Consider the following 15873-nt stretch of genomic DNA (forward strand, 5'->3'; position numbering starts at 1 on the left):
CGCATCTGGACGACGGTGCGCGTACGGCGTTGTGTGTGCCGCACCGACTGTCAGGAGGAAACAACATGGCGGCCACTGCGCCCCCGCCCGGTGACGCCGGGCTGGAGGTCAGCGATCTGGCGGTGAGCTACGGCCCGGTCCGCGCGCTGCGCGGGGTGTCCCTCCGCGTTACTCCCGGATCGATCGTCGCCGTCCTTGGCGCGAACGGCGCGGGGAAGACCACCCTTCTGCGGGCGATCTCGGGGACGCTGCGTTTCCACCGAGGGGCCGTCGGCGGCGGGGTGGTCACCTGGGCCGGGACCCGGCTGACCGGCCTGCCCGCCCCCTCGGTCGTGGCGCGCGGGGTGACGCAGGTCCCCGAGGGCCGGCGGGTGTTCGCCCGGATGACCGTCGAGGAGAACCTGCGGGCCGGCGCGCTCGGCGCACGCGGCGGGTCCAAGGGCGCGGCCCAGGCGCGGGAGCAGGTGCTGGAGCTGTTCCCCGTCCTCGGCGAACGCGCCCACCAGCGTGCCGGGCTGCTGTCCGGGGGTGAGCAGCAGATGCTGGCGATCGGCAGGGCGCTGATGGCCCGGCCCTCGATGCTGCTCCTGGACGAGCCCACGCTCGGGCTGGCCCCGCTGATGGCGGCCCGCATCGCCGAGACCGTCAAGGAGATCAACGCGCGCGGCACCTCGGTCCTGCTCATCGAGCAGAACGTGGCGCTGGCGATGTCGCTGGCCTCGCACGCGTACGTCCTGGAGGTGGGCGAGGTGGTGCTCGACGGGCCGTCCGCCGACCTCGCGGCCGGGGACGAGGTGCGGCGGCTGTACCTGGGCATTGCCGAGGCCGCGGGCCCGGCGGCCGCGGGGGAACGGGCGGCCGGGCGGCGGACGCTGTCGAGGTGGTCCGCGTGACCCCCTCATACCAACCGGACGGTATGCCGCTGCTCGACGTCCGGGACGTCACCGTCCGCTTCGCCGGGCTCACGGCCCTGGACGGGGTCGGCTTCGCCGTCGCGCCGGGCACCGTGCACGCCGTCATCGGGCCGAACGGCGCGGGGAAGTCCACCTTCTTCAACGTCCTGTCGGGGGTGTACAAGGCCACGTCCGGCAGCGTCCGCCTCGACGGCGCCGAGCTGACCGCGCTGCCGCCGCACCGGGTCGCCGCGCTGGGGGTGGCCCGCACGTTCCAGAACATCGCGCTGTCGCGTCACCTGCCGGTGGTGGACAACCTCATGCTCGGCCGCCACCGGCTGACCCGGGCCGGGTTCGTCTCCTCCGGGCTGCGCCTGCCGCACGCCCGCCGCGAGTGGGCCCGCCACCTGGACAGGGTCACCGAGATCGCCGGATTCGTGGGCCTCGGCGACCGCCTCGGCACGCCCGTGGGGCTGCTGCCGTACGGGGTGCAGAAACGGGTCGAGCTGGCCCGCGCGCTGTGCATGGAGCCCCGGCTGCTGCTGCTCGACGAGCCCGTGGCCGGGATGAACGGCGGCGAGCGCCTCGACATGGCCGAGCTGATCGTCGCCGTCCGGGAGAGCCTCGGCATCTCGGTCCTGCTCGTCGAGCACGACATGGGCATGGTCATGCGCCTCGCCGACCGGGTCACCGTCCTGGACTTCGGCCGCCGCATCGCCGACGGCACCCCCGAGGAGGTGCAGCGCGACCCGCACGTCGTCCGCGCCTACCTCGGCACGAGCCCCGACCAGGAGGACATGTGATCACGTTCCTGGAGCTTCTCGTCAACGGGATCTCCATCGGGGCCGTCTACGCGCTGATCGCCCTCGGCTTCGTCGTCATCTTCAAGGCCACCGAGGTGGTCAACTTCGCCCACGCGTCGCTGCTGCTGGCCGGCGGCTACCTGGTCGCCCGGCTGCAGCCGCTGACCGGCTTCTGGGCGGCGCTGGTGATCGGCGTCGCGGCGGCGGCCGTCGTCGGGGCCGCGATCGAGTTCCTGATCATCCGGCGGGCGAACGTGGCCTCGCACAGCGTGCTAGCGATCGTCACCATCGGCGTGGACATCGTGCTCACCACCGAGCTGACCCGCCAGATCGGCACCGAGATCCTCGCGCTCGGCGACCCGTGGGGGGACTCGGTGGTCCACCTCGGCGAGGTGACCGTCGCCGAGACCCGCATCGTGGCGCTGTTCACCGCGGCGGCGCTGATCACGCTGTTCCTGCTGGCGTTCAAGTACACCGGCTGGGGCATCGCCATGCGGGCCACCGCCGAGGACTCCGAGACCGCGGCGCTCATGGGGATCCGGCTCGGCCGCGTCTCCCTGAGCGCGTGGGCGGTCGCGGGGGCGCTGGCGGCGGTCGCGGCGGTGTTCCTGTGCGTGTTCCCGACGCCGGGACTGGACCGTGGCACATCGCTCGCGGCGATCAAGGCCTTTCCCGCGGCGATACTCGGCGGGCTGGACTCCACCACCGGTGCCCTGGTCGGCGGGCTGATCGTCGGCGTCACCGAGGCGCTGATGACCGGGTACCAGAACCAGCTCGCGTTCCTCGGCCGGGGCATCGGGGACGTCGCCCCGTTCCTGGTCATGGTCGTCATCCTGCTCCTCCGCCCGGCGGGGCTGTTCGGCATCAGGGAGACCGCGCGTGTCTGACCTCCACGAGACCGCCGCGACCGGCACGGAGGCGCGGGCCGTGGCCGTCCGCCGCCGGCTCACCCGGCCGCTCATCTGGGTCGCGGCGGCGGCGCTGGCCATCGCCGTCCCGTTCTACCTGGAGGGGTTCTGGCTGCAGACCGGCCTGTTCGCGATGTCGGCGGCCGTCGGCGCCATCGGGATCAACCTGCTGACCGGCTCCACCGGGCAGCTCTCCATGGGTCACGCCTTCTTCCTGGCGATCGGCGCGTACGCCTACGTGTACTTCTCCGCCGACCCCGAGCAGGGCGCGCGGCAGGCGCTCGGCGGGCTCGGCCTGCCCACCCCGCTCGCGGCGGTGCTCGCGGTGCTGACCGCCGGAGTGGCGGGCGGCCTGTTCAGCCCGATCGCGGGACGGCTGAAGGGCGCCTACCTCGGCATCGCCACCCTCGCGCTGATCTTCCTCGGGCAGCACCTGCTGTTCAACGCCACAGCGGTCACCGGCGGCTACAACGGCCGCGCCGTCCCGCCGCTGCACCTGTTCGGGCTGACGTTCGCCGACACCCCGGCGCTGGTGGTGATGGACGTGCCGTTCGGCGCGCTGGAGCGGCTGTGGTTCCTCGGGCTGCTGCTGGTGCTGGGCGCCGCCGCGTTCGCGCGCGGGGTGCTGCGCGGTCGTCCTGGGCGGGCGATGAATACCATCCGCGACCACGAGATCGCGGCGGGGGTGATGGGCGTCCCCGTCGCCCGGTACCGGGCCGGCGTCTTCGTGCTGTCCTCGATGTACGGCGGGCTGGCCGGGGTGATGCTGGCCCTGGTCTTCCAGCGGACCGTCCCCGACTACTTCGGCGTGTTCCTCTCGCTGGACTACCTGGCCATGATCGTGATCGGCGGCCTGGGGTCGATCGGGGGCGCGGTCATCGGCGCGGTCTTCGTGTCGATGCTGCCCCAGCTCCTCACCCGTTACAGCGACAGCCTCCCGCTGATCGCCGAACCCGGCTCCGGCGGGGTCTCCCCCGCCGAGGCGGCCCGCATCCTGTACGGCGCCGCCGTGGTCTCGGTGGTGCTGTTCCTGCCCGGCGGCCTGGCCGGGCTGTTCGCCCGGCTCCGCGCGGGGGGCGGCGGCCGTACGGGCCGGCCGGCCCGCGCGCGGGGGCTCCGGTTCTCCTCCTCACCCACTCCGACCCCTTCTCCCGACACCAGGAGCTGACATGGGCAAGTTCGGCATCCGTACCGGCGCGGCCACGATGGCCGCGCTCGCGCTGGCGCTCAGCGCGTGCGCCAGCGGCAAGGCCACGGGCGGTGAGCCCGCCACCGGCGGCGACGGGGTGAAGACCGGCCCCGGCGTGACCGCCGACAAGATCTCGCTCGGCATGCTCACCGACCTCACCGGCCCCTACGCCTCGCTGGGCAAGAGCATCACCCAGGCACAGCAGCTGTACTTCGAGCAGGTCAACGCGGCGGGCGGGGTGTGCGGGCGCAAGCTCGAGGGCATCGTGCGCGACCACGGGTACGACGCGCAGAAGGCGGTCGCCGCCTACACCGAGATCGCGCCGAAGTCGGCGGCGATCACCCAGTTCATCGGGTCGCCGATGGTCACCGCGCTCAAGCAGCGCATCGAGGGCGACCGGCTGCTGACGATCCCGATGGCGTGGGCCACCAGCCTGCTGGGCGGCCAGGCGATCCAGGTGACCGGCACGACGTACGACATCGACATGATCAACGGGGTGGACTTCCTGGCCAAGGAGAAGGGCATCAAGTCCGGCGACAAGATCGGCCACCTGTACTTCGAGGGCGACTACGGCCAGAGCGCGCTCAACGGGACCAAGTACGCGGCGGAGAAGCTCGGCCTGACGGTGGTCGAGCAGAAGATCAAGGCCACCGACCAGGACATGAGCGCGCAGGTGTCGGCGTTCAAGGACGCGGGCGTCAAGGCGATCATGGTGTCGGTCGGGCCCAAGCAGGCGGCCTCGCTGGTCGGCGTGGCGGTCGCCAAGGGGATGGACATCCCGTTCGTCGCCAGCAACTCGGCCTACAGCCCGCAGCTCCTCGGCACGCCGGCCGCCCCGGCGCTGCTGAAGGACTACTACATCATGACCGCGGCGGCGCCGATGAGCTCGCCGCTGCCGGCCATCAAGAAGCTGGTCGCCGACTACCAGGCCAAGTACGCCGGGCAGCCGGTGGACAGCGGGGTCGGCGCCGGCTACTCCGCGGCGGTGATCGTCGGGGACGCGCTCAAGCAGGCCTGCGCGTCCAAGGACCTCAGCCGGGAGGGCATCGTCAAGGCCCACCGCTCCCAGCCGTCGTGGGAGGGCGGGTTCGGCACGCCGATGGACTTCTCCCAGATCGACCGGCCCGCCTCGCGCGCGTCGTTCATCACCAAGCCGGACAAGGCGGCGGTCGGCGGCGCGGTGGTCTTCAAGGAGGCGGCCATCTCCGACCTGGCCAAGGACTACCAGGTGCCGGTCGGCTGACCCGGCCTTGAAGCCCACCGGCGCCCGGGCGGCACCGGTGGGTCACGGGCCCGCGGTGCCAGGCGGGACGCGGGTCCAGGTGGCCGGGCGGGTGGTCAGCGGAAGACGCCGGTGTGGCCGAGGGAGTGGCGGCCGGGCTGCGGGTAGACGGCCAGGCCGTGCGGCCCGGCACCCACCGGGATCTTCCGCAGGAGCCGGCCGTCGCGGGTGTCGAACACGTACACGACGCCGTCGTAGCGGCCGGCCAGCCACAGGCGGCGGCCGTCGGCGGAGACCCCGCCCATGTCGGGCGACCCGCCGCCCGGAATACGCCAGGTCGCGACGGGCCGGCGCTTGGCGAAGGAGACGACCGACACCGACCCGGCGCCCCGGTTCGACACGTACAGGTTCCGTGAGTCCCTGCTGACGTAGAGCCCGTGGGCGCCGGCGCCGGTCCTGACGAAACGCCGCACCTTGAAGCCGCGGGCGCCGACCAGCCACACGCCGCCGGCCGCCATGTCGGCGACGTAGAACGTCCTGCCGTCCGGGGAGAGCTTCACGTCCTGCGGCATGCTGTGGCGGGCCGGCAGGCCGACCACCTTGGCCACCTCGCGCCGGGCCAGGTCGACGACCACCAGGTGGCCGGAGAACTCGCAGCTCGCCAGGAACGTCGAGCCGTCGAGGGTGAAGTCGGCGTGGTTGATGCCCCGGCACGGCACCTCCATCGAGGCGCGCAGCGCGAAGGTGCGCGGGTCGCGGAAGTCCAGCCGGTTGAGCCGCTCGGCCATCACCAGCGCGGTGGTGCCGTCCGGGGTGAAGTACAGGTTGTAGGGGTCCTCGACCGGGATGGCCCTGCCGAGTTTTCCGGTCGCCGGGTCGATGGGCGTGAGCGTGTTGCCGTCGTTGTTGTTCACCCAGAGCGTCTTGAGGTCCCACGAGGGGACGACGTGCTGGGGCCGCCTGCCGACCCTGAAGGTCCTGATGACCCGGTAGGTCTTCGGGTCGATCACGCTGACGGTGCCGCTCTCGCTGTTCGGCACGTAGACCCGCGAGGGGAACCCGGCCACGACGGGGCTGAGCAGGCCGGGCCGGTCGTGGGCGTAGACGTCCACGGACGGCGCCCTCTTGGCGCCGCCGTGCGGGACCGGCGCGGCGGCGGCCGTCGAGGGCGGGGGCGCGTGCGGGATCGCGGCGTCGCGCGACAGGGCGACGTCACCGGAACAGGCGGTGAGGGCGAGGACGGTGCCGGCCACGAGCAGCCGGGCGGCCCGCCGGGCGTTCCCCGTCATACGTTCGGTGCCGCCGGTGTCCGCCGCCGCATGGTCCGCCCCTCCGCGTCCGCCCAGGGCCGGTGCCGGCCACGGCAGCAACGCTAGGAGGGCGACGGTCAGGGAACGCCCAAACCAGCGTCATCGGCGGGTCCCCTTTGCCACCTGTCCGGGTCAGTCCGGGAGGTGGCCGGTCCTGGCGATGTCGCCGTACACGCGGGCGCTCGGCTTGACCGTGCGCCGGAAGGTGGACCGGTCGACGGCGATCAGGCCGAAGGCCGGCGCGTAGCCGAGGAGCCATTCGAAGTTGTCGAGCAGGCTCCAGTGGAAGTACCCGCGCACGTCGGCGCCCTCGTCCATGACCGACCTGAGCGCGCGCAGGGCGCGGGTGACGTACTCGGCGCGGCGCGTGTCGTCGGCGGTGGCGACGCCGTTCTCGGTGACCATGATGGGGGTGCCGCCGGTGATCTCGGCGGCGTGCCGGACGGCGCCCGCGACGGCCTCGGGGTAGTACTCCCAGCCGATCTGGGTGGTCTCGGCCCCGTCGGGGACCGGGAGCCGTCCGTCGGGGCCGATCAGCTCGCGGGTGTAGACCTGCACGCCGACGAAGTCGTCCCCCCTGGCCGCCTCCAGGAAGACGTCCTGACGGAGCCGGGCCCATTCGTCGACGGCCTTCCCGGCGTCGCCGACCGGCTGGTAGTCGACGGCGCAGACCGTCCAGCCGGCCGACAGGCCCGGCACCGACCGGAGCACCTCCACCGACCTGCGGTGCGCGGTGACGAACGCCTCGACGGTCTCGGGAGCGGGGACGGCGGGGCCGGGGGGCGCGCTTCCCGGGGCCAGGTCGTACTCCAGCGTCGCGGCGAAGTTCGGCTCGTTGATCGTGCAGACCCAGCCGACCCCTTCCGACACCACGGGCAGCACGGCCTCGGTGAAGCGGGCGAACCGGTCGGCAGCCTCCGGGCCGGTCCACCAGCCGGAGCGGCGGAACCAGCGGGGGACGGTGATGTGCTGAAGCGTCACCACCGGCGACACGCCCCGCTGGAGGCATCCCTCGACCATGCGCCGGTAGTGGTCCAGGGCGGCGCGGGAGAACGCGCCCTCCTCCGGTTCGATGCGGCTCCAGTCCAGGCTGAACCGGTAGGAGGTCAGGCCCAGGTCCGCAAGCAGGCCGACGTCCTCGCGCCAGCGGTGGTAGCTGTCGCAGGCGTCCCCGCTCGGCTCGGCGAACGGGCCGCCGGGGGTGTGCTCCAGCTCCCAGAAGTCGCTGGCGACGTTCCCGCCCTCGATCTGGTGCGCGGCCGAGGACGCGCCCCAGAGGAATCCCTCGGGGAACGCGCCCCCGCCGTCGGTCGTCATCTCGGTCAGCCCCTCGCGTGCCGGTGGTGCGTCGATCAGGCCCCGATTATCCAGGCCACCGATCCAGCGGGTAAGGCATTACAAATCCCGATATTTCTTACTTAAGTAGGATCAAGCCGCTTTCGGCTTCTCCGGCCTTCGTACCGGGGTTATGGTGCTGTCCGACTGCACTTGTCAGACGGTCGGGAGCGCCGGTGGACACCGAAGGCTGGGCGGTCAGCGTGCCGTCCGGATACCGGGCCGGGAACTGGCGGGTCACCCGGCCGATCGCCACCGGGAGCTGGGCCAGCGTCTACGAGGCCAGGCACGACGACGGGCGCACCCTGGCGGCCCTGAAGTTCCTGCCCACCGGCACCGTCACCCGCCGCCAGCTACGCCACCTGCACGACATGGCCCAGCGGGAGATCCGCCTGCACCGGACCCTGCAGCACCCCCGGCTGATCTCGCTGCGGGAGACGCTGGAGATCGACGACGCGGCGCGCCCCGAGCTCGACGGCGCCTGCGTCCTGGTGATGGACCTGGCGGCCCGCTCGCTGGCCGACACCCTGCGGGGCGGCGCGCCGGTCCCCGGGGCGCTGCGGCTGGTCACCGGGATCTGCGAGGGCCTCGCCCACATGCACGCCGAGGGCTGGGTGCACGGCGACCTCAAGCCGAGCAACGTCCTGGTCATGCCCGACGGCTCGGTCCGGCTCGCCGACTTCGGGCTGGCCACCGAGATCGACGGCACCCACGGCTACCTGCCGCCGGCGGGCTCGATGGACCACCTGCCCCCCGAGCGGTGGAACGAGCCGCTGACCGAACGCGGGCACCCCATCAGGACCTCCGCCGACATGTGGGCGCTGGGCGTGACCGCCTGCCAGCTCCTCACCGGCCACCTGCCGTTCCTCGCCCCCACCCCCCGCGCCCGCTACGTCGCCGCCGCCGAGTACGCCGCCGGGGCCCGGCCGCTGGCGCTGCCCTCGTCGCTGCCCGAGGCGTGGCGCTCCTGGATCGGCGACTGCCTGGCGCCGCACCCCCGGTCCCGGCCCGGCGCGGCCCGGCAGCTCTACCGGCTGCGCGCCATGACCGGCACCGTCCCCGACCCGCACCCGAAACGGCGCCGCACGGCCGAGATGGCCGCGGTCGCCGTCATGGTGCTGGCGCTCGGCACGGGCGCGAGCGGCAACTCCTCCCCCGCCGACCCCTTCGCCCAGTGGCTGCGCACCGGCTCCGACATCCCCCGGCAGTACCGGGCGCTGATCGTCCAGGCCGGCACGATGTGCGGGGAGCCGGGGCTCAGCCCGGCGCTGGTCGCCGCCATGCTCAAGGCGGAGAGCGGGTTCGACCCGGACCTGTCCGACGTGGCCAAGAACGAGTACGGGATCGCGCGCTGGACACCGTCGGTGCTGCAGTACTACCTGCCCCCGGGCAAACGCGGCACCGTGCCCGCCCCTCCCCTGTCGGCGGAGGACTCCATCCCGGCCGTCGGCCGCTACCTGTGCGTGCGGATGCCGTTGCTGTCGGGCGTGCGCGGGGACCCCGGCCTGCTGGGCGCGGCGGCCTTCCGCAGCTCCGACGAGGCCGTGCGCCGCGACCACGGCGTCCCCCCGCGGTTCCAGGCGCACATCGAGCGGGTGCGCCGGTACCGGGCCGAGTACCTGCCCTGACCGCCCGGCGGCCGGCCTCACCCCTCCAGCCGATCCAGGTGCCTCTCGGTGACCAGGTCGAACCGGAGGGCGATGGACACCAGGGCGGCCCGCTGCCAGTCGGCCTTCCCCGGCCCGTCCGCCGCCTTGACGCGCAGCTTGGTGCGTGCCAGGTAGTCGATGTGGAAGTTCACCGCCGCCCGGGTCAGGCCCGCGCACCCCGGCACCCCCCGCAGCCGGTCCAGCACCTCGGGCACGGTCGGGATCACCGACGAGGAGCAGTCGCGAAGGCGCGTCTCGCACAGGGCCACCAGCACGAGGAAGTACTTCGCCGACTCGTCCAGCGGGAACGCCGAAATCGTCGCGTCGCCGCCGGACGGCAGGTCCTGCGCCTCGCAGTCGATGAAACTGTGCTGGGAGGCGAAGACGAGGAACGAGCACGACCCGTCGGTCACCGGCACCACCACGCGGGCGAACTCGAACGGCACGGGGGCGTTCACCCGCCTCGGCGGCACCTTCACGAACTCGCCGCCGCCCTCGGGGTTCTCCACGACCAGGGTGGCGGTGCGGCTCAGGTTCGTGAGCAGCCAGTAGTCGTCCACCGCCCTGATGACCCCGGCCCGCCGGGACACCCCGGGGTGGCCGAGCGGGAAGTCGACCGGCGCCGACCGGCCGCCGCGCCCGAACACGACCTCGCGGCCGGGCTGGACCTCCAGCGGCGGCGGCCCGCCGGCGGCCGGTCCGGCGCCGGGGCCGTTCTCGATCTGGAGCAGGACAGTACGCATGCGCGGCACCCTCGCGACATCCTGGAAGCTTCCAGGTACCCCCGCCCACACCCTACGTCGCACAATGACGTCGTTCGCAGAAGACGGCACCGGCGACAGCGCGACGCAACGGGAGGCGTAGATGCCGAGGACGCGGCACGTACAAGGATCGTCGGTGGTGTGGGCGGCGGCACTGTTCCTGACCATCGCCGGCACGGCGCCCGGCGCCGATCCCACACCGCCCAAGGACCCGGCCGTCACGACCGGCACGACCCGGACCGGCTAGTCCGTCACCACGAGGGGCCCGCCGGGTGCCGTCACAGGCACCCGGCGGAACGGTCACGGCCGTCCGGCGGGACCGGTCACGGTCACCCGGCCGATCCACCACAGGCACCCGGCGGATCCGTCACGGGCGGTCGCCGGATCCGTCACGGGCGGTCGCCGGCGCGGTCCACGATGCCGGAGGCCAGTTCGGTCACCGTCCATACGCTTCCCGCGCGGAAGGCGATCTCGCCGTTGATCTCCTCGCCCCGCAGCCAGACCATGCGCGTGCCCAGGTACCGGAAGGTGCCCGGTTCCAGGATCACGTACCGGCGGGTCACCGGGCCGGTGTCGCGGAAGACCCCGAGCCCCTTGCGGCCCGACCCGTCCTGGACGTCCAGCTCGATCCGGACACCGGGGATCCTGGCCAGCGCCCGGTAGATCGCCGCCTCCAGCTTCGGCGGCATGACCGCCTGCTGCCCGAGGTAGACCGAGAGCACGCGGAACGCCCGCGCGTCGGCGTCCTCCGCGCCGGCCGTGCCCCCGGCGGTCTCCACCGGCAGGTTGATCCAGTGCAGGTCCGCGCTCACCCGGGCGAGCAGCTTGGCGGGGTCGGTGGGCAGCTTCCTGAGCCTCTCCGCGTACCGCTGCGGCGAGAGGTCGTCGTCACCGGGATCCGGCGGCACTTTCGAGATCCTCAGCCGCCCGTCGTCGCCGAACACCGCGGCCCGTTTGCCGTCGTAGCGGATCCACTCTTCCTGGACGCGGCCCGCGTCCGGGCCGTTGGCCTGCTTGTCCATGCTCCTGGAGTACTGCCACTGGTCCGGCCTCGGGGTCGGCGAGGTCGAGCGCGACCCGGCGACGAGAGCCGCCCGCTCCAGCGTCACGGCGGTGCCGGCGTACCTGCCCGCCGCGCTCGGAGGCGCGCCGCCGGTCTGGCCGGGATGGGCGAACACGGCCACAAGCGCGGCCACGGCGGCGAACGCCGCGGCGAGCAGCAGCGGCCGGGGGAAGGCGCGGAGCCCGCGCCCGCGCGGTCCCGCCGCGGCACGGGCGGCGGAGAACCGTCCGGCCTCCGGGCCCTCGGACATGAAGCGGGCGCGCGTGGCGGAGAGCCGGCCGGCGTCCGGCAGGGGGGCGTCCGCGCGCAGTTCACGAAGCGTCTTCAGATCATCCACGGTCCTGCTCCTCGTCGAAAGCGGTGGGGTCGACCCCGCCCAGCGCGGCACGGGTCCTCTTCCTGGCCCGGTGCAGGCGCGACCGCACCGTCCCGACCGGGATGCCGAGCGCGTGGGCGACCTCGTCGTAGGTGAGGTCGGCCCACGCGATCAGCAGCAGCACGTCGCGGTCGCCCGCCGACAACCCCGCGAGCGCGACCGCCAGGTCCCGGTGGGCGGCGGACGCGCTGACCTCGGCGTCGACACGTTCGGTGTAGCTCTCGGCGACGACGTCCACGCCCGTGCGGGCCATCGCGCGGTAGGACCTGACCTCGGCGCGGCGGTGCCTGCCGATGAGGTTGGCGGCGATCCCGTACAGCCACGGGCGGGCGTCCGGGCGGGTCACGTCGTAGTGCCCGCGTCGCCGGAAGGCGGCGAGGAAGGTGTCGGCCACGACGTCGTCGGCCAGGGAGTCGCCCAGCCGCCGGGTGACATAGCGGTGGAGTTCCGGCGCGTGCCGGTCGAACACGGCCGCGAAGACGTCCGGTGCGTCCTGCGACCGCCGGATCAGCTCGGCGTCGCCGGTCAGATCCTCCGCCGTCTCGGCGCTGCGCGCGTCGGCGATCAAGTAGGACTCCGCTCGTGGGGCCTCGACTTTCCGAGGCGGGGTCATTGTCACCCCTTATCACCCGTTCGCCGGAAAAGAGTTCACGCTGATTCCGGCCGGCGCGAGAGGGGATCTTCCCCCCATGGCGCGCGGGCCCGAGGGGATGGTCAAGCGGAGGGGATGTGGGTGAAGCGGGCCGCCGCGCGCAGGTCCCGCTCTATGCGCGCCGCCGCCGCGCGCAGCGGCGGGAGCACCTGCTCGCGGGCCTGCCATGCGGTGCGGCGGCCGGCGTGCATCGAGACGTTGACGGCCGCGACCACCCGCCCGTCCCGGCCGCGCACCGGGACCGCGACGGAGAGCAGCCCCTCCTCCAGCTCCTGGTCGACCAGGGCGTACCCGTCGCGGGCGGCGGCGGCGAGCAGCGCGGCGAGCCGTTCCTGCGAGGTGACCGTGCGCCGGGTCAGCGGGCGGGGCCGTACGCGGGCCAGGAACGCCGCGCGCTCGGCCGGGGGCAGGCCGGCCAGCAGCACCCGGCCCATGGACGTGGCGTACGCGGGGAACCGGGTGCCCGGCGTGATGTCGACGCTCATGACGCGCACGGTGGGCACGCGGGCGACGTACTGGATGTCGTCCCCGGCGAGGACGGCCATCGACGCCGAGTCGTGGGCCCGCCCGGCCAGCCAGGCCAGGTGGGGCTGGGCGATCTGCGGCAGCGCCAGCCTGGACAGGCAGGCGAAGCCCAGGTCCAGGACCCGGGGCGTCAGCCGGTACAGCCCGTCCTCGGTCTCCGCGTAGCCGAGGTGGACCAGGGTGATCAGGGAACGCCGGACGGTGGCCCGCGCCAGCCCGGTGGCCCGCGCGAGCCCGGTGGCCCGCGCCAGCGCCGTCAGCGTCACCCCGCCCGGTGTCCCGCCGGAGGCGGGCGCCCTCTCGAACGCCACGACCACCCCGAGCCCCCGCGCCAGCGACTCCACGAACTCCGGCCCCGCCCCACCGCCCGGAGCCCCGGCGACCTCCGGCCCCTTCTCCGCGGCGACGAGGTCGGACGGCTCCGCGGCGACGCGGGCGGACGTGCCGTCCCGCTCCGCCGGACACGGCTCAGCGGGCGCCGGATCCGGCTCGGGCGCGCAGGCCAGGGCCCGTTCCATCGCGGCGACGGTCGTGCGGAGCCGGGGCAGCACCCGGTCGCGGAGCGACCCGGCGGTGTGCCGGCTGGTGTGGCTGACCACGCTCGCGACGCAGGCGACCCGCCCGTCCGCGTCGCGCACCGGCACCGCGACGGCGACCAGGCCGGGCTCGATGAGCTGGTCGTCCAGTGACCAGCCGTTCTCCCGCGCGTCCGCGATCCGCCGCTCGAACGACTCCACGCCGCGCCCGGCCCCTCTCGGCATGACCGGGAAGGACGTGCCGCCCGGATCGCCGGCCCTGCGGGTCCGCCAGCGCCGCCAGTCGTCCTCGGACCAGCCGGCCGCGAGCAGCGCCCCGATCGCCCCGCATTCGGCGGGGATCAGGTCACCGACCCGGAAGGTCACCGACATGGCGCGCCTGCGGGTCGCCTGGTGGACGAAACGGGCGCCGTCGCGGTCGGGGACGGCGAGCGAGACCGATTCGTCCAGTTCATCGGCGAGCCGGTCCGCGAGGGGTCCGAGCAGGCCGGGCAGCCGGGACGCGGCCAGGTAAGCGTTGCCGAGGCCCATCAGCGCGGGGGTGAGCACCGCGTCCCGGCCGTCCGGCCGCACGTAGCCCATCCGGGCGAGGGTGGCGATGATCCGGTCGACCGTGGACCGTGCCAGGCCCGTGTCACGCACCAGGTCGCCCATGCTCCGCCTGCCCCCGGCCAGGTCCAGCCGCCTGAGCACCGCGAGCCCCCGCACCAGCGGCCCCACCACCTCGCGTGGCGGCGGGGCGGCCGCGCGGGGGTCTGCCGTGTGCTCCACGCCGGAGACCTCCGCCCGCCACGGTGCCGTCCCGGCGATTGACAGTCCCACCGCTCGGGGATCAAACTCGGTCCTATTATAATGAACTAAAGTTCACCAGGCGAACAACCGCCACCGGCCCGGCACCGGCGGCCCGCAGCGCGAGGGAACGAGACATGACGGACACCCGCACACGTCCCGCCGCGAAGGCCCCCGAGGTTCGCGATGATCCGCCGGGGCGCGAAAGCGAGGGCGGGCGACGTGGCTGACATCCGCCCGCTCCCCGAGGCGGTGGCGGACCTGGTCCGCGACGGGGACACCGTGGCCATGGAGGGCTTCACCCACCTCATCCCCTTCGCCGCCGCCCACGAGGTGATCCGCCAGGGCGTCACCGACCTGACCCTGGCCCGGATGACCCCCGACGTGATCTACGACCAGCTCATCGGCGCCGGCCTGGTGAAGAAACTGATCTTCTCGTGGGGCGGCAACCCGGGCGTCGGCTCACTGCACCGCTTCAGGGACGCCGTCGAGAACGGCTGGCCCCGCCCCCTGGAGCTGGACGAGCACAGCCACGCCGGGATGGCCAACCGCTACGTCGCGGGCGCCTCCGGCCTGCCGTTCGCGGTGCTGCGCGGCTACCGGGGCACGGACCTGGCATGCGGCTCCGGCACCATCTCCACGGTGACCTGCCCCTTCACCGGCGAGGAGCTGGCCGCCGTCGCCGCGCTCAACCCCGACGTCACCGTGATCCACGCCCAGCAGGCCGACCGCGACGGCAACGTCCTGATGTGGGGGCTGACCGGGGTGCAGAAGGAGGCCGTGCTGGCGGCCGGGCGGGTGCTGGTCACCGTCGAGGAGATCGTCGACGAGCTGGTCCCGCGTCCAGGCGGGGTCGTGCTGCCCGGCTGGGCGGTCACGGCGGTCGCCGAGGTGCCCGGCGGCGCCCACCCGTCGTACGCGGCCGGATACTCGGTCCGCGACAACGACTACTACCAGGCGTGGGACCCAATATCCCGGGACCGGGAGCGGTTCACCGCCTGGCTCAGGAGGAACGTCCTGGACCGCGAGGGGGCCGCCACCCGATGACCGACGCCCCCGAATCCGCCTCTCCCGACGAGCTGATGACCGTCAACGCGGCGCGGGCCCTCGCCGGGGCGCGCACCTGCTTCGTCGGCATCGGCCTGCCCAGCGCCGCCGCCAACCTGGCCCGCAGGACCATACGCCCCGACCTGGTCCTGATCTACGAGTCGGGCGCCGTCGGCGCCAAGCCGGCGCGGCTGCCGCTGTCCATCGGGGACGGCGAGCTGGCCGAGACCGCCGACGCCGTGGTCTCGGTGCCGGAGATGTTCAACTACTGGCTGCAGGCCGGGCGGATCGACGTCGGCTTCCTCGGCGCCGCCCAGATCGATCGGTACGCCAACATCAACACCACCACGGTGGGCCGTGGCCCGGACCGCCCGGCGAGCCGGCTGCCCGGCGCCGGCGGCGCGCCGGAGATCGCGGCCGGGTGCGGCGAGGTCCTGATCGTGCTGCGGCACTCCACCCGCAACTTCGTCGACCGGCTGCACTTCGTCACCTCGGTCGGCCACGGCACCGGCCGGGGGGACCGGGAGCGCCTCGGCCTGCGCGGCAGGGGGCCGGTGGCCGTCATCACCGACCTCGGCGTCCTGCGGCCCGACCCCGAGACCGCCGAGTTCGTCCTGACCGAACTGCACCCGGGCGTCACCGCCGAACAGGCCCGCGCCGCCACCGGCTGGCCGCTGAGGACGGCCGCCCACGTCGGCACCACCGCGCCCCCGACCGCCGCCGAGCTCACCGCGCTGCGCGCGCTCACGAACGCGTGAGGGAGGACCCCATGACCGCCGCCCATCACGGCCGCCCCGGCTCCAGGTGGACCATGA

General features: G+C 73.8%; 15 protein-coding genes. 9 read left to right on the plus strand and 6 right to left on the minus strand.

The features are described 5' to 3' along the window. The first annotated feature begins 65 nt into the window (after nucleotides 1-65). The 5 genes from NYZ98_RS04850 to NYZ98_RS04870 all read left to right on the plus strand — a co-directional run bounded on the left by NYZ98_RS04850 (nucleotide 66) and on the right by NYZ98_RS04870 (nucleotide 5036). Nucleotides 66-893 (plus strand): ABC transporter ATP-binding protein, encoded by an 828-nt coding sequence (locus NYZ98_RS04850; protein WP_262841251.1) that lies wholly within the window; start codon nucleotides 66-68, stop codon nucleotides 891-893. Nucleotides 894-916: 23 nt separating this feature from the next. After that, nucleotides 917-1696, plus strand: a complete 780-nt coding sequence (locus tag NYZ98_RS04855; RefSeq protein ID WP_262841325.1) for an ABC transporter ATP-binding protein — start codon at nucleotides 917-919, stop codon at nucleotides 1694-1696. Next, the gene (locus NYZ98_RS04860; RefSeq protein WP_262841252.1) at nucleotides 1693-2583 is read left to right on the plus strand and encodes a branched-chain amino acid ABC transporter permease; all 891 of its coding nucleotides are present in this window, start codon (nucleotides 1693-1695) and stop codon (nucleotides 2581-2583) included. The genes NYZ98_RS04855 and NYZ98_RS04860 overlap by 4 nt, the downstream gene beginning before the upstream one ends. Nucleotides 2584-2656: 73 nt before the next feature. Beyond that, nucleotides 2657-3772 (plus strand): branched-chain amino acid ABC transporter permease, encoded by a 1116-nt coding sequence (locus NYZ98_RS04865; protein ID WP_380706369.1) that lies wholly within the window; start codon nucleotides 2657-2659, stop codon nucleotides 3770-3772. Between the two features lies 1 nt (nucleotide 3773). Beyond that, nucleotides 3774-5036 (plus strand): ABC transporter substrate-binding protein, encoded by a 1263-nt coding sequence (locus NYZ98_RS04870; protein WP_262841253.1) that lies wholly within the window; start codon nucleotides 3774-3776, stop codon nucleotides 5034-5036. Nucleotides 5037-5131: 95 nt separating this feature from the next. On the opposite strand, the gene NYZ98_RS04875 is transcribed toward NYZ98_RS04870, so the two are convergent. Both NYZ98_RS04875 and NYZ98_RS04880 read right to left on the minus strand, forming a co-directional pair. Beyond that, nucleotides 5132-6304, minus strand: coding sequence for a YncE family protein (locus tag NYZ98_RS04875; RefSeq protein ID WP_262841254.1), 1173 nt, complete (start codon nucleotides 6302-6304; stop codon nucleotides 5132-5134). Between the two features lie 153 nt (nucleotides 6305-6457). Continuing rightward, entirely contained in the window at nucleotides 6458-7642 is a 1185-nt protein-coding gene (locus NYZ98_RS04880; RefSeq protein WP_262841255.1) for a glycoside hydrolase family 1 protein, read from the minus strand. A 194-nt stretch (nucleotides 7643-7836) separates the two neighbouring features. Here NYZ98_RS04880 and NYZ98_RS04885 point away from each other — a divergent pair, with 194 nt between their 5' ends. Next, entirely contained in the window at nucleotides 7837-9288 is a 1452-nt protein-coding gene (locus tag NYZ98_RS04885) for a serine/threonine-protein kinase (RefSeq protein WP_262841256.1), read from the plus strand. Between the two features lie 17 nt (nucleotides 9289-9305). On the opposite strand, the gene NYZ98_RS04890 is transcribed toward NYZ98_RS04885, so the two are convergent. Beyond that, complete coding sequence (locus tag NYZ98_RS04890; RefSeq protein WP_262841257.1) at nucleotides 9306-10052, minus strand: FHA domain-containing protein; 747 nt, start codon at nucleotides 10050-10052, stop codon at nucleotides 9306-9308. 121 nt (nucleotides 10053-10173) lie between these two features. On the opposite strand from NYZ98_RS04890, the gene NYZ98_RS04895 reads away from it, so the two are divergent. Further along, nucleotides 10174-10317: a hypothetical protein gene (locus tag NYZ98_RS04895; RefSeq protein ID WP_262841258.1), complete on the plus strand. Its 144-nt coding sequence runs from the start codon at nucleotides 10174-10176 to the stop codon at nucleotides 10315-10317. Nucleotides 10318-10459: 142 nt separating this feature from the next. On the opposite strand, the gene NYZ98_RS04900 is transcribed toward NYZ98_RS04895, so the two are convergent. From NYZ98_RS04900 to NYZ98_RS41345, 3 genes are all read right to left on the minus strand, one after another. Next, nucleotides 10460-11470, minus strand: coding sequence for a CU044_5270 family protein (locus NYZ98_RS04900; RefSeq protein ID WP_262841259.1), 1011 nt, complete (start codon nucleotides 11468-11470; stop codon nucleotides 10460-10462). Next, nucleotides 11463-12122 (minus strand): RNA polymerase sigma factor, encoded by a 660-nt coding sequence (locus NYZ98_RS04905; RefSeq protein ID WP_262841260.1) that lies wholly within the window; start codon nucleotides 12120-12122, stop codon nucleotides 11463-11465. The genes NYZ98_RS04900 and NYZ98_RS04905 overlap by 8 nt, the downstream gene beginning before the upstream one ends. A gap of 101 nt (nucleotides 12123-12223) precedes the next feature. Next, nucleotides 12224-13993, minus strand: a complete 1770-nt coding sequence (locus NYZ98_RS41345) for an IclR family transcriptional regulator domain-containing protein (protein ID WP_316249531.1) — start codon at nucleotides 13991-13993, stop codon at nucleotides 12224-12226. Nucleotides 13994-14233: 240 nt separating this feature from the next. Here NYZ98_RS41345 and NYZ98_RS04920 point away from each other — a divergent pair, with 240 nt between their 5' ends. Then, entirely contained in the window at nucleotides 14234-15058 is an 825-nt protein-coding gene (locus NYZ98_RS04920; protein WP_262841261.1) for a CoA transferase subunit A, read from the plus strand. After that, complete coding sequence (locus tag NYZ98_RS04925; RefSeq protein WP_262841262.1) at nucleotides 15055-15816, plus strand: CoA-transferase subunit beta; 762 nt, start codon at nucleotides 15055-15057, stop codon at nucleotides 15814-15816. The genes NYZ98_RS04920 and NYZ98_RS04925 overlap by 4 nt, the downstream gene beginning before the upstream one ends. Nucleotides 15817-15873 lie beyond the last annotated feature (57 nt).

Origin of the sequence: Sphaerisporangium corydalis, assembly GCF_025506355.1 — a bacterium.
GTDB classification, from domain to species: Bacteria; Actinomycetota; Actinomycetes; order Streptosporangiales; family Streptosporangiaceae; genus Sphaerisporangium; species Sphaerisporangium corydalis.